The organism is Sediminivirga luteola (assembly GCF_014639315.1).
GTDB classification, from domain to species: Bacteria; Actinomycetota; Actinomycetes; order Actinomycetales; family Brevibacteriaceae; genus Sediminivirga; species Sediminivirga luteola.
Genome location: NZ_BMFY01000010.1, coordinates 49,492 through 72,494 on the forward strand (window position 1 = coordinate 49,492; position 23,003 = coordinate 72,494).

Genomic DNA, 23,003 nt, shown 5'->3' on the forward strand with positions numbered 1-23,003 from the left:
CGTCAAACCGTCCAGCCAGACGGTTTGGGCGGGAAATGCGCCTCTCACCAGGTGGTTTAGCGCCGTCGAAATGGTCGCCCGGCACAGGCGCAGGAATTGTGCTATGGCACTGCATCTCCGGGGCGAAATCGCAGCAGGCGCCGCATCAAGGACACTTGTCCGCAGAGGCAGGAAATCGGCCATTGCCCGCCGCTGGCGTGACGATAGGATCACAGCGGGCCGCCGGCCCGAAAGCACGCCGGAACCGCATCGGCGACGACGGCCCGGCACGTCTGCTGCCGAACGCAGCGAACACCGGTGGATCGGCCCCGCGGACCGCCGGCACGGAAAACGTGAAGGAGTGTCCCGAGATGACCGCTCAGACTGATCCGGCTCATCCGGACAAAGGAACGTCCGGTCAGCCCGTGCGTGCCGCCGAGGAGGAGATCGCTCCTGCGGCCAGGTCCGCTGATAACCCGGGGGTGCTCTTCGTCTGCGTGCGCAACGGCGGCAAATCCCAGATGGCGGCCGGGCTCATGCGGCACGAGCTCGCCGCGGCCGGGGCCGCAGAGGCGGTTCGCGTGGATTCCGCGGGCACCGCGCCGGGGAGCGCCCTCAACGCGCTCTCGGCGGAAGTGCTCAGCGAGATGGGTGTGGACATCACCGCGGAACGCCCTTCACAGCTGACCGCCGAGCGCATGCGGGCACTCGGCCATGTGGTGGTCCTGGGGTCCGAGGCGCAGGTGGAGCCTCCCGAGGGCGTGACCGTGGAGCGATGGGAGACGGACGAGCCGAGCCTGCGCGGCGTCGAGGGCCGCGAGCGCATGGAGCTCATCCGGGACGACATCCACGCGCGGGTGAAGGATCTCGCCGCGCGCCTGCTGGGAGGCGGCGGGCTCAGTGCCGCCCGGTGACGCTCAGTGGGCCCGTCCAGTGATGACATCGGCGACCCGGGCCAGGGGCGAGGTGCGCTCGCGTCCTGCGATCTCGCTCGCATCGGCGATCCCGTAGGCCTTGTAGAGTCCGTGCGTGGCGAGCCAGCGCAGCGGTTCCGGTTCCCATTTCCGCACCCGGCGGTCCACCCAGGGAAGCGTGATCAGTTCGCTGTCCGTGCCGGTGATGAGGTCGGCGATGGTGCGGCCGGCGAGGTTCGTCGTACTCACGCCCGTGCCCACGTAGCCGCCGGCCCAGGCGATCCGCGTCCGGTGGTCCAGGCCGACGGTGGCCGTCCAGTCGCGTGGTACGCCGAGCACGCCGGACCACACGTGATCGATCTTCGCCGTCGAGGTGCACGGGAAGAACCGGTGAAGCAGCGCGCCGAGCTGCCGGACCGTGGACTCGGGCGTCCGTCCATCCAGGTCGGTGCGCGAACCGTACTTGTACGGCACTCCCCTGCCGCCGAAGGCGATCCGGTCGTCGGCGGTGCGCTGAGCGTACATGTACACGTGCGCCAGATCGCCGAGCACCTCCCGCCCCTCCCAGCCGATCTGCTCCCACATCCACGCCGGTAGCGGCTCCGTCACGATCATGGAGGAGTTCATCGGGAGCCAGGCGCGCCGCAGGCCCTTGAGCTGCGCGGTAAAGCCCTCGGTGGCGCGGACGATGTAGCCGGAGTCGATGTCTCCGTGCCCGGTGCGCACCAGGTGCGGCTGGATCTCGAGGGCACGGGTGCCCTCGTAGATCTCCACCCCGGCGCGTTCGGCGGCCTCTGCCAGGCCTCGCGCCAGCTTGGCCGGGTGGATGCGCGCGGCGTGCGGATGCCAGAGGGCGGCGCGGACTCCCTCGACCCGCACCCGGGCTGTGGCCGCGGCGGCGTCCAGCAGTTCCGCATCGGTGCTCCGCCAGCCGCGTTCCGCGGCGGCGAACTCCTTCAGGCGGGACTCCTGCGCGGGCGTGTAGGCGACGTTCAGCTCGCCGCCCTTGCGGATGTCCGCGTCGATGCCCTCTTCGCCGGCCACGCGGATCACCTCGTCGACGGTGTCGTTCATGGCCCGCTGGAAACGTTCGGCCTCGGCACGGCCGTGACTGGCGGCGAACTGCTCCCGGCCTCCAGTGATGGAGTTGGTCAGCCAGCCTCCGTTCCGGCCGGAGGCGCCGTAACCGGCGAAGCGCTGCTCTACGACGACGATGCGTTTCTCCGGGGCCGCTTTCTTCAGGTAGTAGGCGGTCCACAGGCCGGTGTAGCCCCCGCCGACGATGGTGACATCAGCGCTCGTGGAGCCCGGCAGGGAGGGCCGGGACTCCGGTACGCCGATCTGCCGCCACCAGTGGGAGACCTCGCCATTGATCATCGTGCTGCTCCTCGTGCCACGGGCGCCCGGTGTGAGCTGCCTCTCACACTCTTCGGGATCAGGCTAGCGCCTCGTCCCCGGCGCCCCGTGGCAGGGGTGCGCCGGCCGGGGCGGATGCCTCCTCACGTCCCTTCCGGGTGGCATGAAAGTGCGGCAAGATACCCTGTCCCTCTCCGCCTGCATGTGGCCGGCACCCCGACGGCCCGGCACCCCCGGCACCCCGGCAGAGCGGCAGAGCGTAGAACCGCGTTCTACGCGGCGTCCTGGAGGCGTTCGCGCCACCACGCCACCGTCTCCTCCACCGCCTGGAGCAAGGGGGTCGGACGCAGACCCAAGAGCCCCTCGGTCCGGGAGGAGTCCATGACGTAGGGGTTCTCCCACTGGTAGAGCATTTCGGCGAACTCGCCCAGGGGCGGCACGAACCGGCCCGCGCGCATGGCCCATGAGGGCAGGGGCGCCAGGCGGGGCATCTCAGTGCCGGCTGCCCGGCAATAGGCGGCGATGAGCTCCCGCTGCGTCACCGGCGGGCCGGTGGGAGCGAACAGGACGCCGCTGGCCTCGGGCATCTCCGCCGCGCGGATCATCGCCGCGGCGAGGTCCGGCAGATAGGTGAACGAGTGCGGCAGGTCGGCCGAGCCGATGGGCCGCGCCGTTCCGCCCTGTATGGCGGGGAGCATCATGCGCTCCCCGGCGTGGGCGTTCTGCAGCGCATGCGGCCCGAAGTAATCCGAGGCGACCATGCTGACGACCCGGGTCCTGGCCTCCATCCGCTCCTCGATCAGGTGACGCCGCACCATTCCCTTCCGGCTCAGCCCCGCCTCCGGTAGTGCCGGCACGCCGTCGGGTTCGGTGAACGGCTGCTCGCCGCGATCCATGCTGTACAGGCTCTCGGTGAAGACGACGGGAATGCCCGCGCGGCCGGCAGCGGCGAGCACCGCCGCCTGCACCGGCGGGGTCTCGCGCCGCCAGGCGGCGGCCGAGTACGTGCCCGGGTGCACGCAGCAGTGCAGGGCAGCAGCACCGGCGATCGCACGCTCCACATCGCCGGCCGAGGACGCGTCCCCGGATAGACGTCTGATCCGGGGGTGCTCCGGGCCGGAGCCGCTCCTGGTCATGAGGGTGACCTCGTGACCCCGCGCGGCGAGCATGAGGGACAGGGTGGCGCCGATGGCTCCGGCACCGAGCACGGCGTGCCGGAGGGGCTGGGTGGCTTCAGTCATGGGAATCGCGTCCTTCGGATTCGAGTGCGGGCTCGTGGCGGCCCATACCGAGAGCACTGCTCTCGAAAGTTCACTATGCGCTCACTGTCTCGAAAAAGCAAGAGCACCGCTCTCGGTTTTTGATACGCTGAGGGCGTGGCCACTGCACGAGAACGCGCTCATGCGCGCACGCTGGAGAAGATCGTCGCGCTCGGACGGGACCAGCTGGCCGAGGTGGGTCCCGCGCGGCTGTCGCTCCGGGAGATCGCACGCGGGCTCGGCATGGTCTCCTCCGCGGTCTACCGCTACGTCGCCAGCCGCGACGAACTCCTGACCCTGCTGATCGTCGATGCCTACCAGGAGCTGGGCCAGGCCGTGGAGAGCGCCATCGCGGAGCCCCCGGATCCACGGCAGCAGTACGCTGCGGCGGGACACGCGGTACGGCACTGGGCCCTGGCCAACCCGGCGCGGTACGCGCTCGTCTTCGGCACCCCGGTGCCGGGATATCACGCCCCGGCGGAACTCACGACCGGCCCAGGCACCAGGGTCATCGTCGCCCTGGTGCGGATCTTCGACGCAGCATGGCAGGCCGGTGCCCTGGACGTACCGCAACGGGAACCCGGTCCCGCCCTTCTCGCCGACCTGGAAGAGATCGCCCGAGAGTACCGCCTCGGACTCCCGCCTGCCGGCCTCGCCGCCGCCGTCACCGCCTGGACAGGCCTGTTCGGGGCCGTCAGCTTCGAGGTGTTCGGACAGTACGGCGAGAACACCTTCCGCGCGCCGGAGGAACTGTTCGAGGAGCAGCTGGCCGCCCTCGCAACCGCCGCCGGCCTGCGCTGAACCGCCCTACCAGGCCATCGCGGAGCGCACCGGGGACCGGCGGCGTTCACTCACGTTCTGCCAGCGCCTCCTGATCTGGATCAAGCGGTCACCGGGTTCTCCGGCGGCTTACCCGAGGCTCACCGTGCTGGTAGCGTCGTGAGCCATGACGCGGTGGGTGGCGCTATTGCGCGGCGTGAACGTCGGCGGGATCACGATCAAGAGCGCGGATCTGAGAGCGCTTTTCGGCGAGCTCGGCTTCGGCGCCGTCGCCACCGTGCTGGCGAGCGGCAATGTCGTCTTCGATGCCAGCGCCCCTCCCACCGCTGATGACCGGGACGTGCTCAAACGCACCATCGAGCAGGCGCTGAGTGAGCGCTTCGGCTACGAGGCGTGGATCGTTCTCCTCACGCAGGACGAACTCGCGTCCCGAGCCGGCGACTACCCCTTCTCCCGGCAGGACGACGAGCACCATCCGTACCTCGTCTTCGGATCCGATGAGGCGGTACTGGACGAGCTGTATGCCTCGGCCCAGGCCCTGCGCTCGGAACGGGACGCCCTCGCCCGCGGCAGCGGCGTCATCTACTGGCGCGCGCCCAAAGGCGGCAGCACGGACACTCCAGTGGCCAAGCTCGTGGCGAAGGCCAGATACCGGTCGACGACGACCAACCGCAACCTGCGCACCGTCGAGAAGCTGCTGAAGGCCTGATCCGCCTGACCGGCCATGACCGCGCCGGCGCGTGCCGCCTCCGCTTCACCCCATCCGGCGGCGCGGATCAGGAGGGCCGGGCAGCGCGGAGCTACGAGCGCGTTCATGCATGCGCACCGCGCGGAACTCCAGGAACAGGACGACCGCGAGGAACCCGAAGAGAATCCCGGCGCAGAGCGGCACGGCCAGGACCAGGTATCCACTCACCTGCGTCCAGAGGGGTGCAGACGCACCGGGACCGAGCCCGGTGGGGCTCAGAAACGAGATGATCGCGCCGAAGAACACGAAGGCGAAGCACAGCCCCGCGACGACGGTCGCGACGATGGCACCGGTCTGAGCACGTCCCGGCGACCTCCCCTCCACGCCCAGCTGGAAGGTACGGCCCGGGAGCCTGAGTACCTGCCATCGATCGGTCCACGCCTGCCCGTCCCACCAGCGCAGTTGCCGGGGCACGCCCACGTCGTACCAGCCGGGTGCCGGCGCCCCGGGGCCGGGCCCCGCACCGGGTTCGCTCCCGATCGGTATGTCATGTCCGCCCGGTCCCTGCGAACCGGCCGGACCGGGCGGGCTCCCCCACTGCTCCATCGTCGTTCCCCTTCAGCTCCATAGACGCGTCCTGAGGCTCAGCCTAGACACACCGGCCAGCGCAACGCCGGTGTGCGTCAGAATCGCAGCACGGCATCATAGTGAGCGACGGAATCATGGAACTTCATGCGCGAGACCCGTGGTTTCGGTCGGTCAATGCGCGTCCCACCCGGGCGTGTGAGCGGCTGCGTCCTCGCCGCGGGTGTCGTGGCCGGGTTCCGTAAACGCCACGAGCGCGAGGTGACGGTCCGCCGTCCAGCACACCAGGCGACCACGCTGATCCTTCGTACGGCCGAGGACCCCCGCTTCCGCCAGTTCGGTCAACGCCCGATGCGCCGCAGCCGGCGACACCGCGACACGTTCGCTCACAGATTTGGCAGTGAGAACCGGATCGGAGGCCAGCGTTTCCAGGATTCTCCACACGACAGCATCCCGCCGGGGCACCGCCGGGTTCAGGCCACGGTCGCGGCGGAAGGCTACGACCCGGTCACGGACCTCACGGTCCAGCGCGGCGATGTCCCCCGCCAGCTTCACGGCCTTCCCACCCGCTTGCTCCGCCGCCTGCGAGAATCCGATCACCTACTCATCGATCGCCGGGGGACTTGCACGGTACCCGGTAAGCCCCGCGATGTATGCGTCAGTGTGCTCGGCGAAGACGGTGCTGATCGGGATGAGCGTGCTCCGCAGCGCATCCGCGCGACGCAGAGTCGTGTGGATGAGCGCCCGGCCGGTACGGCCATTGCCGTATTTCTATTTAGACGTTCTAACCGAGAGATAAGTTGACACTGCTGTTCGGCTAGCCGAAGCCGATGCCTCAGTGCTTACCAACGGGAGAGCGGCCTCCGCTCCCCGGAGGCGATAGGGAGCCGCCGCTAAGCTCATGCCCGACCGACGGACTCGATGACCGACGGACTCCTCATGACCCGCCCGTCGACGGGTCATGGGAGCGGGAACGACGAAGGCCCCGGTGCCGGATCGATCAGATCCGGCACCGGGGCCTTCGCCCGGGACAAGTGCGCGAGGGGGGACTTGAACCCCCACGCCCGTGAAGGCACTGGCACCTGAAGCCAGCGCGTCTACCAATTCCGCCACTCGCGCAAGTGGAGCGACCGCTACTCTAGCAACAATCCGCATCCGGCACCAATCGGCTCCGTGAGAGGCAGTTTTCCGCGCCTGCAGGCGTTCGCTTTCCGCCCTGCAAGCGTTCTGCAGGACAATGCGTCACCGGGGCGGCCCCACGGGCGAAGGCGATCTCAGATCCGGCACGGGCAGACCCGCCGCCTCACGCGTGGCCCCAGAGACCGGGCAGACTCCCCGCGCAGACCCGTCCCAGTTGCCCCACAGCCGCCAAGAAGTGATGATCTTGTGTTTGGGCAGTAGCATGAGGAGTTGACCGCTCCAGGGGCCCAGGCCTCCCGGGCCCGCCGTGACGGCAGCCTCGGGGCCGGCGGGGCCCGCAAGCCGAACGACCGCATGACGTGCACGGTGCCACCACCGCGCCGGGCCGGCATGCTGAAGCCCGATCAGCGTCAGCGAGCACCGGAAAGGAGGCGCCCGTGGGAGTCCTCGACCGTTTCGAACGAGGAATCGAGCGCGTCGTCAACGGTGCCTTCGCCAAAGCCTTCCGCTCGGAGGTGCAGCCGGTAGAGATCGCCAGCGCCCTGCGCCGCGAAGCCGACAACCGGGCGGCCGTAGTCTCCCGGGGCCGCACGCTCACCGCCAACGCCTACACGGTGGAACTCTCCGAATCCGATCTGGAGCGGCTTTCCGACCTGGAGCAGGAACTCAGCGTCGACCTGCGGCAGGTCGTGGGCGAACATGCCGCCAGTCAGGGTTACAGCTTCGTCGGGCCCGTGACGGTGGTCTTCGAGAAGGCCTCCGACCTGGACACCGGCATGTTCCGGGTCCGGTCGACGACCAAGCGCCCCGACGGCTCCTCCGCCGCCCAGCCCCAGGACCGTGGCGGCTACGACCCTCAGTCCCGCGCGAATCCGGTTGTTCCCGACCCCGTGCCACGCACCAGCCATCAGCCGCCGGGAGCCAGCAGCCCCCATGCCCCGCCGCCGGGGTCCCTGGGCGTCCCCCGCCGGCCGCGCCAGTACGACGGCGCCCCGCCTGCCGCGCATGCCACCCCGCGGACCGCCAGCGCACGCGGGGTCTACATCGGCAGCCAATTCCATCCGCTGCGTTCCGGCAGCACCGTCTTCGGCCGCTCCGAGGCCAGCGCAGACATCATCCTGGCCGACTCCGGATGTTCCCGGCGGCACTTCGAAATCACGGTCGACGGCGACCGCGCCATCGCCACCGACCTCGGTTCGACGAACGGCACCAAACTCGGCGGGCGCAGGATCAGCAGCGTCGTCCTCAAGGACGGCGACGTCCTCACCGCGGGCTCGGTGAGCATCCAGTACCACGATCCGGGGGCCCGCGGATGAGCGAACTCACGATCGCGGCACTCCGGCTGGGCCTGTTCGTCCTGATGTGGATCTTCGTCTTCGCGGTCGCCGCAGTGCTCCGGCGCGACCTGTTCGGCGCGCGGGCGCAGACCGGGCGCCGCGCCACCCGCCCCGCGAAGCCCATGCCACAGCCCAGCTACGAGGCCGGCCCCATCCCCCGTCCCGAAGAGATCGCTGCCACGCCTCGGCACCTGCGCGTGGTGCAGGGCTCCCTCGCCGGCACCACTGTCCCGCTGAGCGGCACGCCTATCACCATCGGCCGCAGCCATTCCTCCACCCTGGTCCTGTCCGACGACTTCGCCTCCGGCCGGCACGCCCGCATCGTCCCCGGCGAGGGCGGCTGGTGGATCGAGGACGCAGGCTCCACCAACGGCACCCTTGTCGACGGTGAGCGCATCACGGCACCGGTCCGCCTGCGCGTGGGCACCAGGATCACCATCGGGCACACGGTGATGGAGCTGGCACCGTGACCCCAGACGCTCAGGCGGAGCGGTCCGGCCGGCAGGTCCATCTCCGGTCGGCGGCGCGGTCCCACACCGGCCTCATCCGCTCCAACAACCAGGACTCGGGCTACGCCGGACCGAATTTCCTGCTGATCGCCGACGGCATGGGCGGTCACGCCGGCGGCGATGTCGCCTCCGCCATCGCGGTCGCAAAGCTCGAGCACCTGGACCGGCCGGATCACGGGCCCGATGTGCTGAGCACCCTCGAAGCGGCCATCATGGAGGCCAACGAGGCCATGGCCGAGCGGGTCCGCTCGCACCCCGAACTGGCCGGCATGGGTACCACCACCACGGCACTGCTGCGCACCGGCGACCGCTTCGCGCTGGCGCACATCGGCGACTCCCGCGCCTACCTCCTCCGGGACGGGGAGCTCACCCTCGTCTCCCACGACCACACCTTCGTGCAGCTCCTCGTCGACGAGGGACGCATCACCGAAGAGGAGGCCGAGCACCACCCGCAGCGATCGGTCGTCATGCGCGTCCTCGGCGATGTCGGATCCGCGCCCGACCTCGACCTGTCCATGCGCGAGGCGCAGATAGGCGACCGCTGGCTGCTGTGCTCCGACGGCCTGAGCGGCTTCGCCTCCTTCGCCGACATCAAAGCCACCCTCGCCGAGATCGAGGACCCGGGCGCCTGCGCCGATCAGCTGGTGGAACTGGCCCTGGAAGGCGGCGGCGCGGACAACATCACGGTCGCCATCGGCGATGTGGTCGACGGACCGCCCAGCAGCCTGGACGCCGCCAGCGGCCAGGCGGTGGGATCGGTGCAGATCAATCCCCACTACGCCACCGGCGCCCCCGGGACGGAGAACCTCCCGACCGAGGCCATCGACGTGGAGGCCGTCACCTCCGAACTCGCCCCCGGCGAGACCGGGAAGGGCGCCGGCACGGACGCCGACGACGCCCCCACCCAGGAGACCGAGCCGACCCGCCGGGAACGCCGCCGCCGGCGCCACCAGCTCCCCGAGGACTGGGGCGACGAAGAGGACGAGCAGCCGCGCCGGGGGCGCCTGGCCGCCTGGATCATCGGCGTCCTGGTCCTGCTGCTGGTCGTCACCGCCGGCTGGTGGGGGTGGAACCACACGCAGTCCAGGTACTACGTCGGAGCCGAACAGGGATCCGTGGCGCTGTTCCGCGGCATCAACCAGGACCTCGGCCCCATCTCGCTGGGCACCCTGGAAGAGGTCAGCGACGTTCAGCTGGAGGACCTCTCCCAGTTCACCCGGCAGCGGGTCGAGAGCGGCATCCAGCGGGACACCCGGGCGCAGGCCGAAGCGCTCATCGACGAGTTCCGCGAGGAGGCCACAGCCAACTCCGGCGGCCAGGAGGAGTCGCTGAGCCCACGTCTGCGCGAGGACGGCACGGACGGCGCCGACGGTCCCGGGGAGCAGACGGCCGAACCCACCGAGAACGAGCCGGACGGCGGCGCGGGCGCCGAGGAGGATGCGCAGGGCCTGCCCGCCGCCCGCACGCACCCGGGGGAGGTGCTGCGCTGATGTCCGCCCCCGCACCTGCAGCCGTCCACTACGGGGCCCCGCGCCGGGTCCGGTACCGCCTGCTGGAACTGCTGCTGATCCTCCTGGCGGTACTCGCCTCCGTCGTCGCCTACGCCCTGGTGGGCCTGGGCGCGCAGAACGAGATCCCGGCGAACGTCTACCAGTACGGCGGTTGGCTCCTGGCACTCGGCCTGGCCGCGCACGCCGTCGTGCAGTGGCGTGCCCGGTACGCCGATCAGACGCTGCTGCCCATCGTGACCCTGCTCAACGGCCTCGGCCTGGCGATGATCTACCGCATCGACATCGCCAAGGGCCGCCTCGAGGACGGCGGCGGTGCCGCTGGGAGCCAGCTGATCTGGATGACCCTCGGCGTGGCGCTCGCCATCGGCGTGCTCATAGCCCTCCGCGATCACCGCGTCCTCCGCCGGTACACCTACACCGCCGGCCTGGCGGCGTTCCTGCTGCTCCTGCTGCCCCTGCTACCCGGACTGGGCGTGACGATCAACGGCGCCCGCATCTGGATCCGGCTGTTCGGCATGTCCTTCCAGCCTGCCGAGATCGCCAAGATCCTGCTCGCGATCTTCTTCGCCGGGTACTTCGTGGCGTACCGCGACAGCATCGTCCTGGCCGGGCCGAAGTTCCTCGGCATCCAGTGGCCGCGGCTGCGGGACCTGGGACCGATCGTCATCGCCTGGATCGCCAGCGTCGGCATCCTCGTCTTCCAGCGCGACCTGGGCACCTCGCTGCTGATCTTCGGCCTGTTCGTCGCCGTGCTCTACGTCGCCACCGCCAAACGCACCTGGATCCTGCTCGGCGCGGTGTTCTTCACCGGCGGCGCGCTGCTGGCCGCGCAGGCGTTCTCCCACGTGCAGCAACGGATCGACGGCTGGCTCCATGCCCTGGACCCGGAGATGTACAACCGCGAGATCGGCGGCTCCTACCAGCTCGTCCAGGGCCTGTTCGGGATGGCCAACGGCGGCCTGATCGGCACCGGCCTGGGCCGCGGCCGCCCCGATATCGTGCCCTACAGCGAGTCCGACTTCATCATCGCCTCCCTGGGCGAGGAACTCGGCCTGATCGGGCTGTTCGCCATCCTCATGCTGTACGTGCTGCTGATGGCCCGCGGCCTGAAGACCGCAATGCTGGTGCGCGACGGCTTCGGCAAGCTGTTCGCCGCCGGCATCAGCTTCACCATCGCCCTGCAGTGCTTCATCGTGGTCGGCGGCGTCACCCGGCTGATCCCGCTCACGGGCCTGACCACGCCGTTCCTCGCCGCCGGCGGTTCGTCCCTGGTGGCCAACTGGATCATCATCGGCCTGCTGCTGCGCATCTCGGACAACGCCCGCAGGCCGCAGGAGGAGTTCCACACCGGCGTGCTGGGCACCGTCCGACAGGAGACCGAGGAAGAGCCCTCTCCCCGCCGGCGGCGCCGTGAGGAGCAGGCCGGCCACACCGGGACCGGGCAGACCCCGGCCGGCGAGGACGCCACCGTGATCGTCCAGGAGGTCCCCGGCCCCGAAGGATCCGATCCGCGCGAAAGGGGGCAGGCATGAACAAGCCGCTACGCCACCTCGCCCTCGTGGCCCTCGTGATGTTCGCGCTGCTGTTCGGCTCCACCTCCTACGTGCAGTACTTCAGCGCGCAGAGCCTGCGGGACAACCCGCTCAACTCGCGGACCCTGCAGCAGGAGCTCGGCCGCGAACGCGGCCCCATCCTGCTCGCCGACGGGCGCGTCGTCGCCTCCTCGATGCCCTCCGAGAGCAGCACCTACGACTACCAGCGCGTTTACGGCGGCGACGGCGTGGACCCCGCCATGTACTCGGCCGTGACCGGCTTCTTCTCCGTGGTCTACGGCCCCTCCGGGCTGGAGCAGGCGGAGAACTCGATGCTCGCCGGCACCGATGACGCCATGTTCTACCGGAACCTGACGCACTACCTCACCGGGCAGGAACCGCCCGGTGCGGCCGTGCAGACCACGATCAACCCCGCGGTCCAGGAAGCGGCATGGAACGGCATGGGCGGGCAGCGCGGCGCCGCCGTCGCGCTGGACCCGCGCACCGGCGAGGTGCTGGCGATGGTCTCCACCCCGGGCTTCGACCCCAACAGCCTGGCCTCCCACAGCCACGACACGGCCACCCAGGCGTACCAGGAGCTGCTGGGAGCCGAGTCCCGTCCGCTGTACAACCGCGCCATCGGCGGCAACCTGTACCCGCCCGGCTCGACCTTCAAGCTGATCACCGCGGCGGCCGCCCTGGAGAGCGGGCAGTACACCCCGGAGACGGAACTGGACGCCCCCACGACCCTGGAACTGCCGCTGACCACGGCGACCATCAGGAACGCCGGCGGGGCGGTCTGCGGCAGCGGCGGCCGCGCCACCCTGCAGCATTCGCTCATGGTCTCCTGCAACACCTCCTTCGCCGCGATGGGCATGGAGCTCGGCGATCAGGCGCTGCGGGAGCAGGCCGAGGCGTTCGGCTTCGACGAGGGTTTCACGATGCCGCTGCGGGTGACCGCCTCCTCGTTCCCGGACGAGCTGAACGCCCCCCAGCTGGCGCAGAGCTCCATCGGGCAGTACGAGGTGCGGGCCACCCCGATGCAGATGGCGATGGTCGCCGCAGGGATCGCCAACGACGGCGTCGTGATGCAGCCGAACCTGGTGTCCTCGGTGGTGGATTCGACGTCCTTGGACGTCATCAGCGATCCTTCGCCGCGGGAGATGTCCCGGGCCGTGAGCCCCGAGACCGCCCAGCAGCTGACCGAGATGATGACCACCGTGGTGGAGAGCGGCACCGGTACCGCCGCGCAGATCCCCGGGGTCGACGTGGCGGGCAAGACCGGATCGGCGCAGCACGCGCAGGGCGCGGCGCCGCACGCCTGGTTCACGGCGTTCGCACCCGCGGACGATCCGCAGATCGCGGTGGCCGTGGTGGTGGAGAGCGGCGGAGACGCCGGAAGTGAAGCCTCGGGAGGCCGCGTGGCCGGCCCGATAGCGAAAGCGATGATCGAAGCGATGGTGAACTCATGAGGCCGATGCCAGGGACACGACTCGGCAACCGCTACACGCTGACCGAGCGCATCGCGATCGGCGGGATGGGCGAGGTCTGGAAGGGCAAGGACGACGTCCTGGGCCGTCCGGTGGCCGCGAAGATCCTGAAGGAGGAGTACCTGGGCGAGCCCAGCTTCCTGGAGCGGTTCCGCGCGGAGGCGCGCACCATGGGCTCGGTGACGCATCCGGGCATCGCCAGCGTGTACGACTACGGCGAGGAGGACCAGTCGCCGTACCTCGTGATGGAGTTCGTCCCGGGTGAGCCCCTCTCCGCGCTGATGGAGCGCGAGGGGACGCTGGGCGTGGACCGCACGCTCGACCTGATCGCGCAGTGCTCCACGGCGCTCTACGCGGCCCACCAGGCCGGCGTCGTGCACCGCGACGTCAAGCCCGGCAACATCCTGGTCACGCCGGAGGGCGTCGCCAAGCTCACCGATTTCGGGATCGCGCGGATGGCCGACCAGGCTCCGCTGACCAAGACCGGCCAGGTCATGGGCACGGCGCAGTACCTGGCGCCGGAGCAGGCCACCGGCAAACCCTCCACGCCGGCGTCCGATATGTACGCCCTCGGCGTCATCGCCTACGAGGCGCTGGCCGGTTCGCGGCCGTTCCAGGGCGACTCCCAGATCGCCATCGCGATGGCGCAGGTGAACGAGAAGCACCCGCCGCTGCCGGAAAGCGTGCCGGAGCCGGTGCGCCGGCTGGTGGACTGCCTGCTGCAGAAGCGCCCGGCCAGCCGGCCGGCCACGGCGAAGGCCCTCGCCGATGCCGCTGCCGCCTTGCGCCGCGGCGACACCGCCGCCGCCGAGACCGCCGTCCCGCAGATGTCCCCCGGCTGGGAGGCCCGCGACGCCGTCACCCGCGCCTTCCGCGGCGATGAGGCGACCCAGGTGCAGCCGACGCAGGCCTACGCGGCCGGCGCCGCGACCCAGCGGATGGGCACCAACACGCCCGCTTACGGAGTGCCGGCCACCGGCATGTACCAGGCCTCCGACATGTACGACGACCCGGACGGGGACCTGGCCGAGGAGGATGAGCAGAAGGGGCGCGGCGGGAAGATCGCCGCGATCGTCATCGCCGTGCTGCTGGTGCTGGGCCTGATCGGCACGCTGGTCTACTTCGCGTTCTTCGCCGGCGGCGACCCGGAGGAGGAGCCTACGGCTCCGGAGACGGTCGAGACGACGCCCGCCGAGGTCGAGATCGACCCGGACGACTACATCGGCCTGACCGAGTCCTCCGCGACCAGCAGCCTGGAGAACCTGGGGCTCGTGGTCAACGTCGTCGAGGTCGAGGACGACGCCCGGGCCGGCCTCGTGACCGGGGTCCGCGCCGGCAACAACGGGTACGTCTTCCAGGAGGGCGACCAGATCACGATCGAGGTCTCCACGGGCCCGGCGCAGACGGAGGCACCCGAGCCGACCGAGGAGCCCACGCCGGAACCGACGACGCCCCCCACCACGCAGCCCACGACACCGCCCACCACGCAGCCCACGACGCCGTCGCCGGAGCCCACCACGGAGCCCGCGGGCGACAACGGGAACGATGACGACGCCGGCCTGGGCGGGGGCGAAGGAGAAGCACGCTGATGGACGCAATCCGTACGCTCGCCGGGCGCTATGAGGTGCACCGGCTTCTGGGCCGCGGCGGTATGGCCGAGGTCCACGAGGGGGTCGACACCAGGCTCGGCCGCCGGGTGGCGATCAAGCTGCTGCGCTCCGATCTGGCCCGCGACCCGTCGTTCCACGAGCGCCTGCGCCGTGAGGCACAGGCGGCGGCAAGCCTCAACCACCCCTCCGCCGTGGCGGTGTACGACTCCGGTGAGGAACAGGTGTACGACTCCGGCGGTGCCGTGGTGCACGTGCCCTACATCGTCATGGAGTACGTCGAGGGCAAGACCCTGCGCGAGGTGCTGCAGGAGCACGGCCACCTGACGGTGCAGGAATCGCTCGACGTGATCGCCGGCGTGCTCGCGCCGCTGCGGCACAGCCACGATCAAGGCATCGTCCACCGGGACATCAAGCCCGCCAACGTCATGCTCACCCCTGAGGGCGACGTGAAGGTGATGGACTTCGGGATCGCGCGGGCGATCGCCGACAACAGCAGCGTCACCCAGACCTCCGCCGTGGTGGGCACGGCCCAGTACCTCTCCCCCGAGCAGGCCCGCGGCGAGGTCGTCGACGCCCGCACCGACCTGTACTCCACCGCCTGCCTGCTGTACGAGCTGCTCACCGGGCGCCCGCCCTTCCTCGGGGATTCGCCCCTCGCGGTGGCGTACCAGCACGTCGGCGAGACGCCCGTGCCGCCGTCGGCGCACGTCCCGGATATCCCGGCGGCAGTGGACCGACTCGTGCTGCACGCGCTCGACAAGGACCGCGACCGCCGCTACCAGAACGCGCACACCTTCCGGGAAGACGCCCTGGCCGCCCGCGACGGCAGGCCGCTGAGCATCGACTCCCCCGACGACGACGCCACCCAGGCGATGACGCAGGCGACCCGGCTGGCTCCGGCCGCCATCGGCGCCCCCACGCAGGCCATGGCCGCGGCGGAGCCCGGGACCGACACCGGCAATTTCGAGCAGGTGATGGGCCGTCCGCCGGAGGACGAGGAGGAGCTGGAGGAGAAGGAGAAGTCCCGCAAGGGATGGTGGATCTTCGGCACGATCCTGCTGCTGCTCGCGCTCGGCGCGCTGGGCTGGTTCGTCTACGAGCTCTCCCGGGAGCGTCCGCCGGAGCAGGTGGAGATTGTCGACCTGGAACGCCGCGATCCAGCCGATGCGCAGGCGTACCTGCAGGAACTCGGCTTGGAGGTCGCGCAGGACGAGGAGCCCAGCGACGAGATCGACGAGGGCCTGGTCACCCGCACCGATCCGGCCGCCGGCACGCTGGTGGACGTCGGGTCCACCGTGACCGTCTTCGTCTCCACCGGCCCCGATGTCATCGCAGTGCCTGACGTGTCCGGTGAGACGGAGTCCCGTGCCCGCCAGCTGCTGGAGCAGGCCGGACTGGAACCGGGCTCGAACATCGAGGAGAACTCCCCCGATGTGCGCGCCGGGGACGTGATCGAGACCAGACCGGAGGCCGATCGCGAGGTCCGCCGTGGCAGCACGGTCGACCTGGTGCTCTCCACCGGCCGCGTCGAGGTTCCCGATGTGACCGGCGCCGCCAGCGCCGATGAGGCCTGCGGCATCCTGGAGGGCGACGACTACCAGCTCGGCTGCCGCACGGAAGACGTGGAGACGGACGAGCACGATCCGGGGACCGTGGTCTCGCAGAGCACCAGCGGCGGCGAGACCGTGGAGCAGGGCGCCACCATCACCCTGGAGATCGCCGTGGAGCCCCCGGAGCCGGAGCCGTCCCCGACGGAGGACAACGACAACGGGAACAACGGCGGCGGCGAGGGAGGCGGCAACCGCGGACCGCGCGACTGGGACGACATCTTCAACTGGGATCAGTAGCACCCGGCGATCTCAGCACCCGGTCAGTGACACGACCTGTCCGGCCCGCGCTCCCGGAAGTACGGGGTCAGCGGCTGAGGTCGGCGCGGGAGAGGGGGCTGCGGCCACGGGCGGCGTCCGCGGCCCCGCGCAGCCCGGCGATCTCCAGCCAGTTGCCCAGCATGAGGTAGCCGTCCTGGGTCATGACGGACTCGGGGTGGAACTGCACGCCGTGCAGGGGCGCCTGGCGGTGGTGCATCGCCATCACGATGCCGTCCTCCGTGCGCGCGGTCACCTCGAAGACGGATTCGTCGACGGTGTCGTCCTCCACCGCGAGCGAGTGATAGCGGGTCGCGGTGAGCGGGTTCCGGCAGCCAGCGAAGATCCCGATGTCCCGATGCTCCACCAGGGAGGTCTTCCCGTGCATGAGCACGGGCGAATGGGAGACCGTCGCGCCGAAGACCTCACCCAGCGCCTGATGGCCCAGGCAGACGCCCAGCAGCGGCAGGGACGCCTCGGCGGCGTAACGGATCACGTCCGGGCAGATACCGGCCTTCGCCGGGACTCCCGGCCCCGGTGAGAGCAGCACCCCGTCGTATCCGCTCAGTTCCTCGGGGATGCTTTCGGCGGGAATGTCGTCGTTGCGGATCACGTCCACGGCGGCGCCGAGTTCCCGCAGGTAACCGACCAGCGTATAGACGAAGCTGTCGTAGTTGTCGATGACCAGGATGCGGGTCATTTAACCGGTGGGCTCCTCGTCCAGAGTGGCGTCGTTGAAAGGCATATAGGGCGCGATCTCCGGGAACACGTACTGCATGAGCGCGTATACCGCTGCGGCGATCAGGATCAGGCAGACCAGCAGCTTGAAGGTCCAGTGGCCGGGGATGGCACGCCAGATGAGTCCGTACATCCTATCCCTCCCCGTGGTTCTGCGCGTAGGCGGCGCTGTCGGCGATGCTCTCCGGCGGCCCGTCCTCAGCCGGCCGCCAGTCCGTCAGCTCGGCATAGGCGATGTACCGCTCCCGCGCGGAGAACATCGGGTTGCAGGCGGTGAGCGTCATGATGCGGTCCTTGCCCTGGTAGTCGGGCATGCCCGGCACCGGCGCCAGGACCTCCACCTCGTCGGGCAGGACGATGTCGAAGTTGCGGAAGGTGTAGGTGTAGAAGCCGTCGGCGGTCTGCACCACGATCTCATCGCCGGGCCGCAGCTCGGCGATGAGATTGAGCGGTTTGCCGTAGGTCACCCGGTGGCCGGCCACCGCGAAGTTCCCCACCTCTCCGGGCATCGCCGAGGTCGGGTACCGGCCCACGCCCATCCGGTTGAGCACGGGTTCCATCGAGACGCCCTCGGCGATGGTGCGGAAGTAGTCGTCTCCGAAGCGGGGCACGTACATCAGCCCGAACGCGGAGTTCTCCGCCACCGGCTCGGCCACGAACGGGGTGTCCGGATCGGCCGGGGGACGGTCGGCGTCGCGGTCCCACTCCTGGGTCAGTTCCTGCGCCAGCTGCCGGTTGTCGCGGTTGGCGTCGATGTCGGTCCACCACAGCTGCCAGACCACGAAGAGGATCAGGATGAGGCCCGCGGTGATGCACAGCTCGCCGAAGGTGCGCACCGTGGCACGCACCGGCCCCAGCGGTTGCCGCTGGGGTGCCGCGGCTCCCTTCTTCCCGCGGTTCTTCCCGCCGTTCCCGGTTCCCGAACCGGCGGCAGCTGCCGCGGGGGCGCTTTCACTCGTCCGGCGCACCGGCGCGGTGTCCGGGCCCGGCTCGGCGCTGAAGCGCATCGGCTCGGTGACCGGCCCGCTGGCGGCGTAGGAGCCGGCGGATCGGGATGCGGCACTGTGCTGGGCGGTCGATCCCTCGCGTGCCGCCGGTTTCACCAGGGGCCGGCGGGTGCCGTTCGCTCCCCCGTTCCCCGGGATCCCGGGCGCGGCGGCAGAACCGTACGCCGGGGCGGGACCGGCGGGACCATCCTGGGCACGACTCTGGCCCGGCCCTCCGGCCTGGCGCGCCGCAGCGGCCTGCTCGGCGGCGCGTTCCCGCTCACGGCGCTCGCGGCGCGTCAGCGGCTGATCCGAGGGGACGTTCATGTGCCTCTAGCTGCCTACTTCTGCGTATCGGAAATCCAGGCTGCCGGTGTATGCGGGCAGCTCCAGGCTCTCGTGGTGCATGAGCTCCCAGCCCAGCCCGAGGCGGTCCACATACGCCATGTACGCGGCGATCTCAGGTGAGGCATCCAGCGCGTGCTGCAGTGCCTGCGGATCACCGACCGCACTAATGCTATACGGCGGCGAGTAGACACGGCTATTCACCCGCAGCGTATTGCCCACGCAACGAACCGCGGAGGTGCTCACCAAGCGCTGATCGTTGATGGCCACGGCTTCCGCGCCGCCGGCCCAGAGGGCGTTGATGACGCCCTGTACGTCCTGCTGGTGGACGATCAGATCGTCGGCGCTCACCCCGGAGGGACGGGACCCCTGGGAGAGCGCGTCGTCCAGCACGACCGTGACGCCGGTGCCTGCCACCGGGGTGAGCCCCGCGCCGGCCTCACGGTTCTGCGCCTGGGCGCGGGCGGCATCGGCGTCCTGGTCCCCGAGGGACAACCGCGCCGAGAGCACCTCGACATCGTCGCGCAGCCGCGCCACCTCGTCCTCGAGTTCCTCGCCTGTGGCGTTGTGCTCCCGGACGAGGTCGCTGAGCGACTGCGCCTCGCCGCGCAGCTGAGTGCCCTGAGCGGTCTGCGCCGAGGCGACCATGAGGACGCCGCACACCATGAGTACCAGGAACACCAGGGTGCGCGAGAGCGGTCGTGCGCGCATGCTCCCCTTCCCGGGCCGTGCAGCGGGTCCCTCATAGGCGGGTCTACGACGTACAATTGAGCCGACCATAGTCGACTCCGCCACGTGCTGGGGCCGATACCAGAGTACCGCCGCGCGGTGCCTCACGGTCCATGACGGTCCTCAAGCCGTCGCCGGGGTGCAGCGCGTACGTCAAAGGAGCTTGTGTGGCCACCTCCCGGAATCCCCATGCGAAGGCGTCCGACGCCGCGGCGAAGAAGGCCGAGCCTGTCGCCGACGAGTCCGTCGAGGAGACCGGGGCCGCCGCGTCCTCCGACGCTGTGAGCGCTGAGGAGACGGGTCCTGCGGACACAGCGGGCGAGGCTCCCGCGGACGAGGCCGTCGCGGATGCGGAATCCGCTGCGGACGATGCCGCGGAGACTCCTGCCGAGACGATCGACGATGTGATCGCCGACGCCGCAGGCGAGGAGCACGCGGAGCAGGACGCTGATGCCTCCGCCGACGAGGCCTCCACCGACGAGGCCGGGGGAGCTGCGGCGGCCGCCACGGAACCGGCTGCCAAGACCGGGGCTCGGGGCTCCAAGAGCTCTGCTGCCACGGGCACTGATGCTGCCACGGGCTCCGCGGACGATGCGGGCGACGCCGACGCCGCAGAGCCTGCGGCCGCGGCGAAGCCGGGCGCCAAGGGCACCAAGGCCAAATCCCGCGCGGGCGCCACGAAGAAGACCGGCGACGAGGACGGCGCCGAGGATTCGGCTGCGAAGGCCGCCACGGCGGGTTCGAAGGCGGAGAAGGCCGGAGCGAAGAAACTGGCGGCGAAAGACGACAAGGACGAGAAGAGCGGTAAGGCGGCCGCGAAGAAGGCCACCGCCAAGGACGGTAAGGACGCCAAGGGCAAGGACGGTAAGGGCAAGAAGGGTGGCGCAACGCCGGCCCGCACCAAGCGCAACGCCGGCCGCAAGACCTCGGCCTACACCGGCAGCTCGACGCCTGCGGCGCCCAAGCCCAATGGGCGCTGGTTCCTGCCGACCATGCTCGGCCTGCTCCTCGTAGGCCTGATCTGGCTGATCGTGTTCTACATCTCCGAGGGCCGCTGGCCGGTCGAAGCCTGGGGCAACTGGAACATCCTCGCCGGTTTCGCCTTCCTGGTGGCCGGTCTGGGCCTGTCCACGCGCTGGCGATGACACGACGATGACGCCGAATGGCTGAGGTCGCTGACGACGCCGGCCGGGCCGCAGACTCCTCGCGCAACTTCCGTGCTCTCGCAGGGCACCCGCTCCCCCTGCGGCTGGGCGCACTCTACGGCGGGCTGCTGCTCTTCGGCTTCTCCGCCGGACTCATGCTCCGCGCCGACCTGGGTGCGATGCCCTGGGACGTGCTGCACCAGGGCATCGCGCTGCACATCCCGCTCAGCATCGGGGTGGTGGGCATCATGGTGTCGGTACTCGTGCTGCTGCTGTGGATCCCGTTGCGCGAACGTCCCGGCCTGGGGACGGTGAGCAACGCGATCCTGGTGGGGCTCGTGATCGATGCGACGCTCCTGATCCTGCCCGCGCACCCGCCACTCTTGCTGGCGTGCGTCTACATGATCGGCGGGATCGTGCTCAATGCCGCGGCGACGGTGCTGTACATCAGCGCGGACTTCGGCCCCGGTCCGCGCGACGGCCTGATGACGGGTCTCGTCCGGCGCACCGGCTTTCCCGTGTTCGCGGTCCGCACCACCATCGAGGTCGTGGTCGTGGTCAGCGGCGCTCTGCTTGGGGGGACGTTCTTCATCGGCACCGTCCTGTTCGCGCTGTCGATCGGGCCACTGGCGCAGTTCTTCCTGCGCCACTTCAACAGCCTCGTCGCGAACGGACAATGCCCCTGACCTGTCGGTTTCCACCGTCCTGTGGACAACGCTGGGGAAACCCGTCCTCCTCCGTCGCTCATGCTGTGAAAACGGCATCGAGGCGCCTCATTCCCAGTATTCACGCGGGCTCTCCGTCATACACAGCTGTGGAATTACATGTGTGTAACTCGTTCACATGTGGATGAGTGTTGTGGATAATGCCGGGGAACACGGCCGAGCCGGCCCGAGAATAGGGTGGCCACCCGGGCGGGCCGGACGCTTCGCTGGCGCGCACCGCGCGGTTGTGCGCGAGGTCGGCCACGCGGGGCGGGCCGGATGCAACGCGAGCGCACAGACAGGGGCGTCCGGGTGCGACGTCCAGGCCAGGCAGAGCGCCGGCCAAGACAGCCAGCGAGGGCGTCTGCCGAGACCTCCAGAGAGGACGCCGGTCAAGAGGTCAGAGCGCGAAGCTGAGGTACACGATGGCCAGCTGCACGAGGCCGAGCCCCGTGATGGCGCCGAACTGGAAGATGGACCGGTTCGCCGCAGGTGCCTTCACGAGCGCCAGACCGATGATCAGCCCGGTGATCAGGCCGCCCAGATGGGCCTGCCAGGAGACGTTCGGCAGCAGGAACCCCATCACGACGTTCAGGCCGATCAGCACCAGCATCGGCGTCATGTTCTGCCGCGTCTTGACCAGGATGAACAGCGCGATGCCGAACAGCCCGAAGATCGCGCCCGAGGCACCGACCGTCCAGACCAGCCAGTCGTCCGTGAGCGAGGCTAAGGCGACGACGAAGGTGGAGGCGCCGAGGCCGCTGACGAGATAGGAGAGCAGGAACCTGGCACGACCGAGGACCGGCTCGAGGTACTGCCCGAAGATCCACAGACCCAGGAGGTTGAATCCGATGTGCATGGGGTTCTGGGTCGAGTGCACGAGCGCGGCACTCAGCAGCCGCCACGGCTGGACGAAGGTGTAGCCGGGAACCAGTGCCAGATACTCCGTCACCCGGAGCAGGGGAATGTACTGCAGGAGGAAGACGACGACCGTGATCGCCATGAGGGTGAAGGTCACGACGGGGCGCCCGCTGTTCAGCCGCGCGCCGACGACCGTCTTGGGTGCGGCGATGCGCGCCGCCGCCTGCCGCTGGCAATCGCGGCAGTGGACGCCGACGGCGGCCGGGACCTGGCACTCGGTGCAGACCGGCCGCTCGCAGCGCTGACAGCTCACATAGCTGATCCGGTCGGGATGCCGGGGGCAGACGGGAGGTTCCGCCTGCCCCCCGGCACCCGGGGAGGACTGGGACATCAGACCTCGGTGACGGTCACGCTCGTCAGCACGACGTTCTCCACCGGGCGGTCGTTCGCGCCGGTGGGCACGCTCGAGATCGCGTCCACCACGGCACGGGACTCGTCGTCCGCGACCTTGCCGAAGATGGTGTGCTTGCCCTGGAGCCAGGTGGTGGGCGCGGTGGTGACGAAGAACTGGGAGCCGTTGGTGCCGCGGCCGAACTGGATGCCGGCGTTCGCCATCGCCAGGACGTAGGGCTCGGTGAAGTCGAGATCCGGATTGATCTCATCGTCGAACTGGTACCCGGGGCCGCCGGTGCCGGTGCCCAGCGGATCGCCACCCTGGATCATGAAGTTGGGGATGATGCGGTGGAAGATGATGTCCTGGTACAGCGGCCGGTTCGTCTTCTGCCCGCTGACCGGGTCGGTCCACTCGATCTCACCGGTGGACAGACCGACGAAGTTCTTCACGGTCTTGGGGGCGTGGTTGCCGTAGAGGTCCAGGGCGATATCGCCCTTGGAGGTGTGGAGGACTGCCTTGTGCGTGGGATATGCGGTCATGGCGATA

Annotated in this window: 22 protein-coding genes and 1 tRNA gene; 12 read left to right on the forward strand and 11 right to left on the reverse strand. The window is 70.0% G+C overall.

The annotated features are described in order from the left end of the window. Nucleotides 1-350: 350 nt before the first annotated feature. The gene (locus IEW13_RS11610; protein ID WP_188551090.1) at nucleotides 351-893 is read left to right on the forward strand and encodes an arsenate-mycothiol transferase ArsC; all 543 of its coding nucleotides are present in this window, start codon (nucleotides 351-353) and stop codon (nucleotides 891-893) included. A 3-nt stretch (nucleotides 894-896) separates the two neighbouring features. Here the strand turns inward: IEW13_RS11610 and IEW13_RS11615 are convergent, their stop codons facing one another. After that, entirely contained in the window at nucleotides 897-2,270 is a 1,374-nt protein-coding gene (locus tag IEW13_RS11615; RefSeq protein ID WP_188551091.1) for an NAD(P)/FAD-dependent oxidoreductase, read from the reverse strand. Nucleotides 2,271-2,521: 251 nt separating this feature from the next. After that, nucleotides 2,522-3,490: an NAD-dependent epimerase/dehydratase family protein gene (locus tag IEW13_RS11620; RefSeq protein ID WP_188551092.1), complete on the reverse strand. Its 969-nt coding sequence runs from the start codon at nucleotides 3,488-3,490 to the stop codon at nucleotides 2,522-2,524. Between the two features lie 135 nt (nucleotides 3,491-3,625). Between IEW13_RS11620 and IEW13_RS11625 the strand changes: the two genes are divergently transcribed. Beyond that, nucleotides 3,626-4,309, forward strand: a complete 684-nt coding sequence (locus tag IEW13_RS11625) for a TetR/AcrR family transcriptional regulator (RefSeq protein ID WP_188551093.1) — start codon at nucleotides 3,626-3,628, stop codon at nucleotides 4,307-4,309. A gap of 145 nt (nucleotides 4,310-4,454) precedes the next feature. Further along, nucleotides 4,455-4,997: a DUF1697 domain-containing protein gene (locus IEW13_RS11630; protein WP_188551094.1), complete on the forward strand. Its 543-nt coding sequence runs from the start codon at nucleotides 4,455-4,457 to the stop codon at nucleotides 4,995-4,997. Nucleotides 4,998-5,042: 45 nt separating this feature from the next. Here IEW13_RS11630 and IEW13_RS11635 read toward each other — a convergent pair whose 3' ends face one another. From IEW13_RS11635 to IEW13_RS11645, 3 genes are all read right to left on the reverse strand, one after another. Then, complete coding sequence (locus tag IEW13_RS11635; RefSeq protein ID WP_188551095.1) at nucleotides 5,043-5,450, reverse strand: DUF2510 domain-containing protein; 408 nt, start codon at nucleotides 5,448-5,450, stop codon at nucleotides 5,043-5,045. A gap of 285 nt (nucleotides 5,451-5,735) precedes the next feature. After that, nucleotides 5,736-6,161, reverse strand: a complete 426-nt coding sequence (locus IEW13_RS11640) for a winged helix-turn-helix domain-containing protein (RefSeq protein WP_229745112.1) — start codon at nucleotides 6,159-6,161, stop codon at nucleotides 5,736-5,738. Between the two features lie 435 nt (nucleotides 6,162-6,596). Continuing rightward, a tRNA-Leu gene (locus IEW13_RS11645) sits at nucleotides 6,597-6,680 on the reverse strand. Nucleotides 6,681-7,138: 458 nt separating this feature from the next. Here IEW13_RS11645 and IEW13_RS11650 point away from each other — a divergent pair. The 7 genes from IEW13_RS11650 to pknB are packed head-to-tail and all read left to right on the forward strand — an operon-like array spanning nucleotide 7,139 to nucleotide 16,537. Then, nucleotides 7,139-8,017 carry a DUF3662 and FHA domain-containing protein gene (locus IEW13_RS11650; protein WP_188551096.1) on the forward strand — a complete coding sequence of 293 codons (879 nt, stop codon included), beginning with the start codon at nucleotides 7,139-7,141 and terminating at the stop codon, nucleotides 8,015-8,017. Next, nucleotides 8,014-8,508 carry an FHA domain-containing protein FhaB/FipA gene (locus tag IEW13_RS11655; protein WP_188551097.1) on the forward strand — a complete coding sequence of 165 codons (495 nt, stop codon included), beginning with the start codon at nucleotides 8,014-8,016 and terminating at the stop codon, nucleotides 8,506-8,508. Before IEW13_RS11650 ends, IEW13_RS11655 begins: the two co-directional genes overlap by 4 nt. Further along, entirely contained in the window at nucleotides 8,505-10,037 is a 1,533-nt protein-coding gene (locus tag IEW13_RS17470; RefSeq protein WP_229745113.1) for a PP2C family protein-serine/threonine phosphatase, read from the forward strand. Before IEW13_RS11655 ends, IEW13_RS17470 begins: the two co-directional genes overlap by 4 nt. Further along, nucleotides 10,037-11,590 carry an FtsW/RodA/SpoVE family cell cycle protein gene (locus IEW13_RS11665; RefSeq protein ID WP_188551098.1) on the forward strand — a complete coding sequence of 518 codons (1,554 nt, stop codon included), beginning with the start codon at nucleotides 10,037-10,039 and terminating at the stop codon, nucleotides 11,588-11,590. The genes IEW13_RS17470 and IEW13_RS11665 overlap by 1 nt, the downstream gene beginning before the upstream one ends. Beyond that, the gene (locus IEW13_RS11670; protein WP_188551099.1) at nucleotides 11,587-13,062 is read left to right on the forward strand and encodes a peptidoglycan D,D-transpeptidase FtsI family protein; all 1,476 of its coding nucleotides are present in this window, start codon (nucleotides 11,587-11,589) and stop codon (nucleotides 13,060-13,062) included. Before IEW13_RS11665 ends, IEW13_RS11670 begins: the two co-directional genes overlap by 4 nt. A 5-nt stretch (nucleotides 13,063-13,067) precedes the next feature. Next, complete coding sequence (locus IEW13_RS11675) at nucleotides 13,068-14,669, forward strand: serine/threonine-protein kinase (RefSeq protein WP_229745114.1); 1,602 nt, start codon at nucleotides 13,068-13,070, stop codon at nucleotides 14,667-14,669. Beyond that, nucleotides 14,669-16,537 carry a Stk1 family PASTA domain-containing Ser/Thr kinase gene (gene pknB, locus IEW13_RS11680; RefSeq protein WP_188551101.1) on the forward strand — a complete coding sequence of 623 codons (1,869 nt, stop codon included), beginning with the start codon at nucleotides 14,669-14,671 and terminating at the stop codon, nucleotides 16,535-16,537. Before IEW13_RS11675 ends, pknB begins: the two co-directional genes overlap by 1 nt. A gap of 67 nt (nucleotides 16,538-16,604) precedes the next feature. Here the strand turns inward: pknB and IEW13_RS11685 are convergent, their stop codons facing one another. Genes IEW13_RS11685 through IEW13_RS11700 form a run of 4 tightly spaced genes read right to left on the reverse strand, consistent with a single transcriptional unit; the run spans nucleotide 16,605 to nucleotide 19,335 of the window. Beyond that, nucleotides 16,605-17,255, reverse strand: coding sequence for an anthranilate synthase component II (locus IEW13_RS11685; RefSeq protein ID WP_188551102.1), 651 nt, complete (start codon nucleotides 17,253-17,255; stop codon nucleotides 16,605-16,607). Continuing rightward, nucleotides 17,256-17,426 (reverse strand): hypothetical protein, encoded by a 171-nt coding sequence (locus tag IEW13_RS11690; RefSeq protein WP_188551103.1) that lies wholly within the window; start codon nucleotides 17,424-17,426, stop codon nucleotides 17,256-17,258. It lies immediately after the preceding gene. Nucleotide 17,427: 1 nt separating this feature from the next. Next, complete coding sequence (locus tag IEW13_RS11695; RefSeq protein ID WP_188551104.1) at nucleotides 17,428-18,606, reverse strand: class E sortase; 1,179 nt, start codon at nucleotides 18,604-18,606, stop codon at nucleotides 17,428-17,430. A 6-nt stretch (nucleotides 18,607-18,612) separates the two neighbouring features. Then, nucleotides 18,613-19,335: a DUF881 domain-containing protein gene (locus IEW13_RS11700; protein WP_229745115.1), complete on the reverse strand. Its 723-nt coding sequence runs from the start codon at nucleotides 19,333-19,335 to the stop codon at nucleotides 18,613-18,615. Nucleotides 19,336-19,520: 185 nt separating this feature from the next. Between IEW13_RS11700 and IEW13_RS17475 the strand changes: the two genes are divergently transcribed. Then, the gene (locus tag IEW13_RS17475) at nucleotides 19,521-20,498 is read left to right on the forward strand and encodes a cell division protein CrgA (protein WP_229745116.1); all 978 of its coding nucleotides are present in this window, start codon (nucleotides 19,521-19,523) and stop codon (nucleotides 20,496-20,498) included. A gap of 17 nt (nucleotides 20,499-20,515) precedes the next feature. Then, entirely contained in the window at nucleotides 20,516-21,184 is a 669-nt protein-coding gene (gene yczE / locus IEW13_RS11710; RefSeq protein ID WP_229745117.1) for a membrane protein YczE, read from the forward strand. A 418-nt stretch (nucleotides 21,185-21,602) separates the two neighbouring features. On the opposite strand, the gene IEW13_RS11715 is transcribed toward yczE, so the two are convergent. Beyond that, nucleotides 21,603-22,454, reverse strand: coding sequence for a rhomboid family intramembrane serine protease (locus tag IEW13_RS11715; RefSeq protein WP_188551105.1), 852 nt, complete (start codon nucleotides 22,452-22,454; stop codon nucleotides 21,603-21,605). Then, a complete protein-coding gene (locus tag IEW13_RS11720) occupies nucleotides 22,454-22,996 on the reverse strand; it encodes a peptidylprolyl isomerase (protein ID WP_188551106.1) in 543 nt (180 codons plus the stop codon). Before IEW13_RS11720 ends, IEW13_RS11715 begins: the two co-directional genes overlap by 1 nt. Between the last annotated feature and the right edge of the window lie 7 nt (nucleotides 22,997-23,003).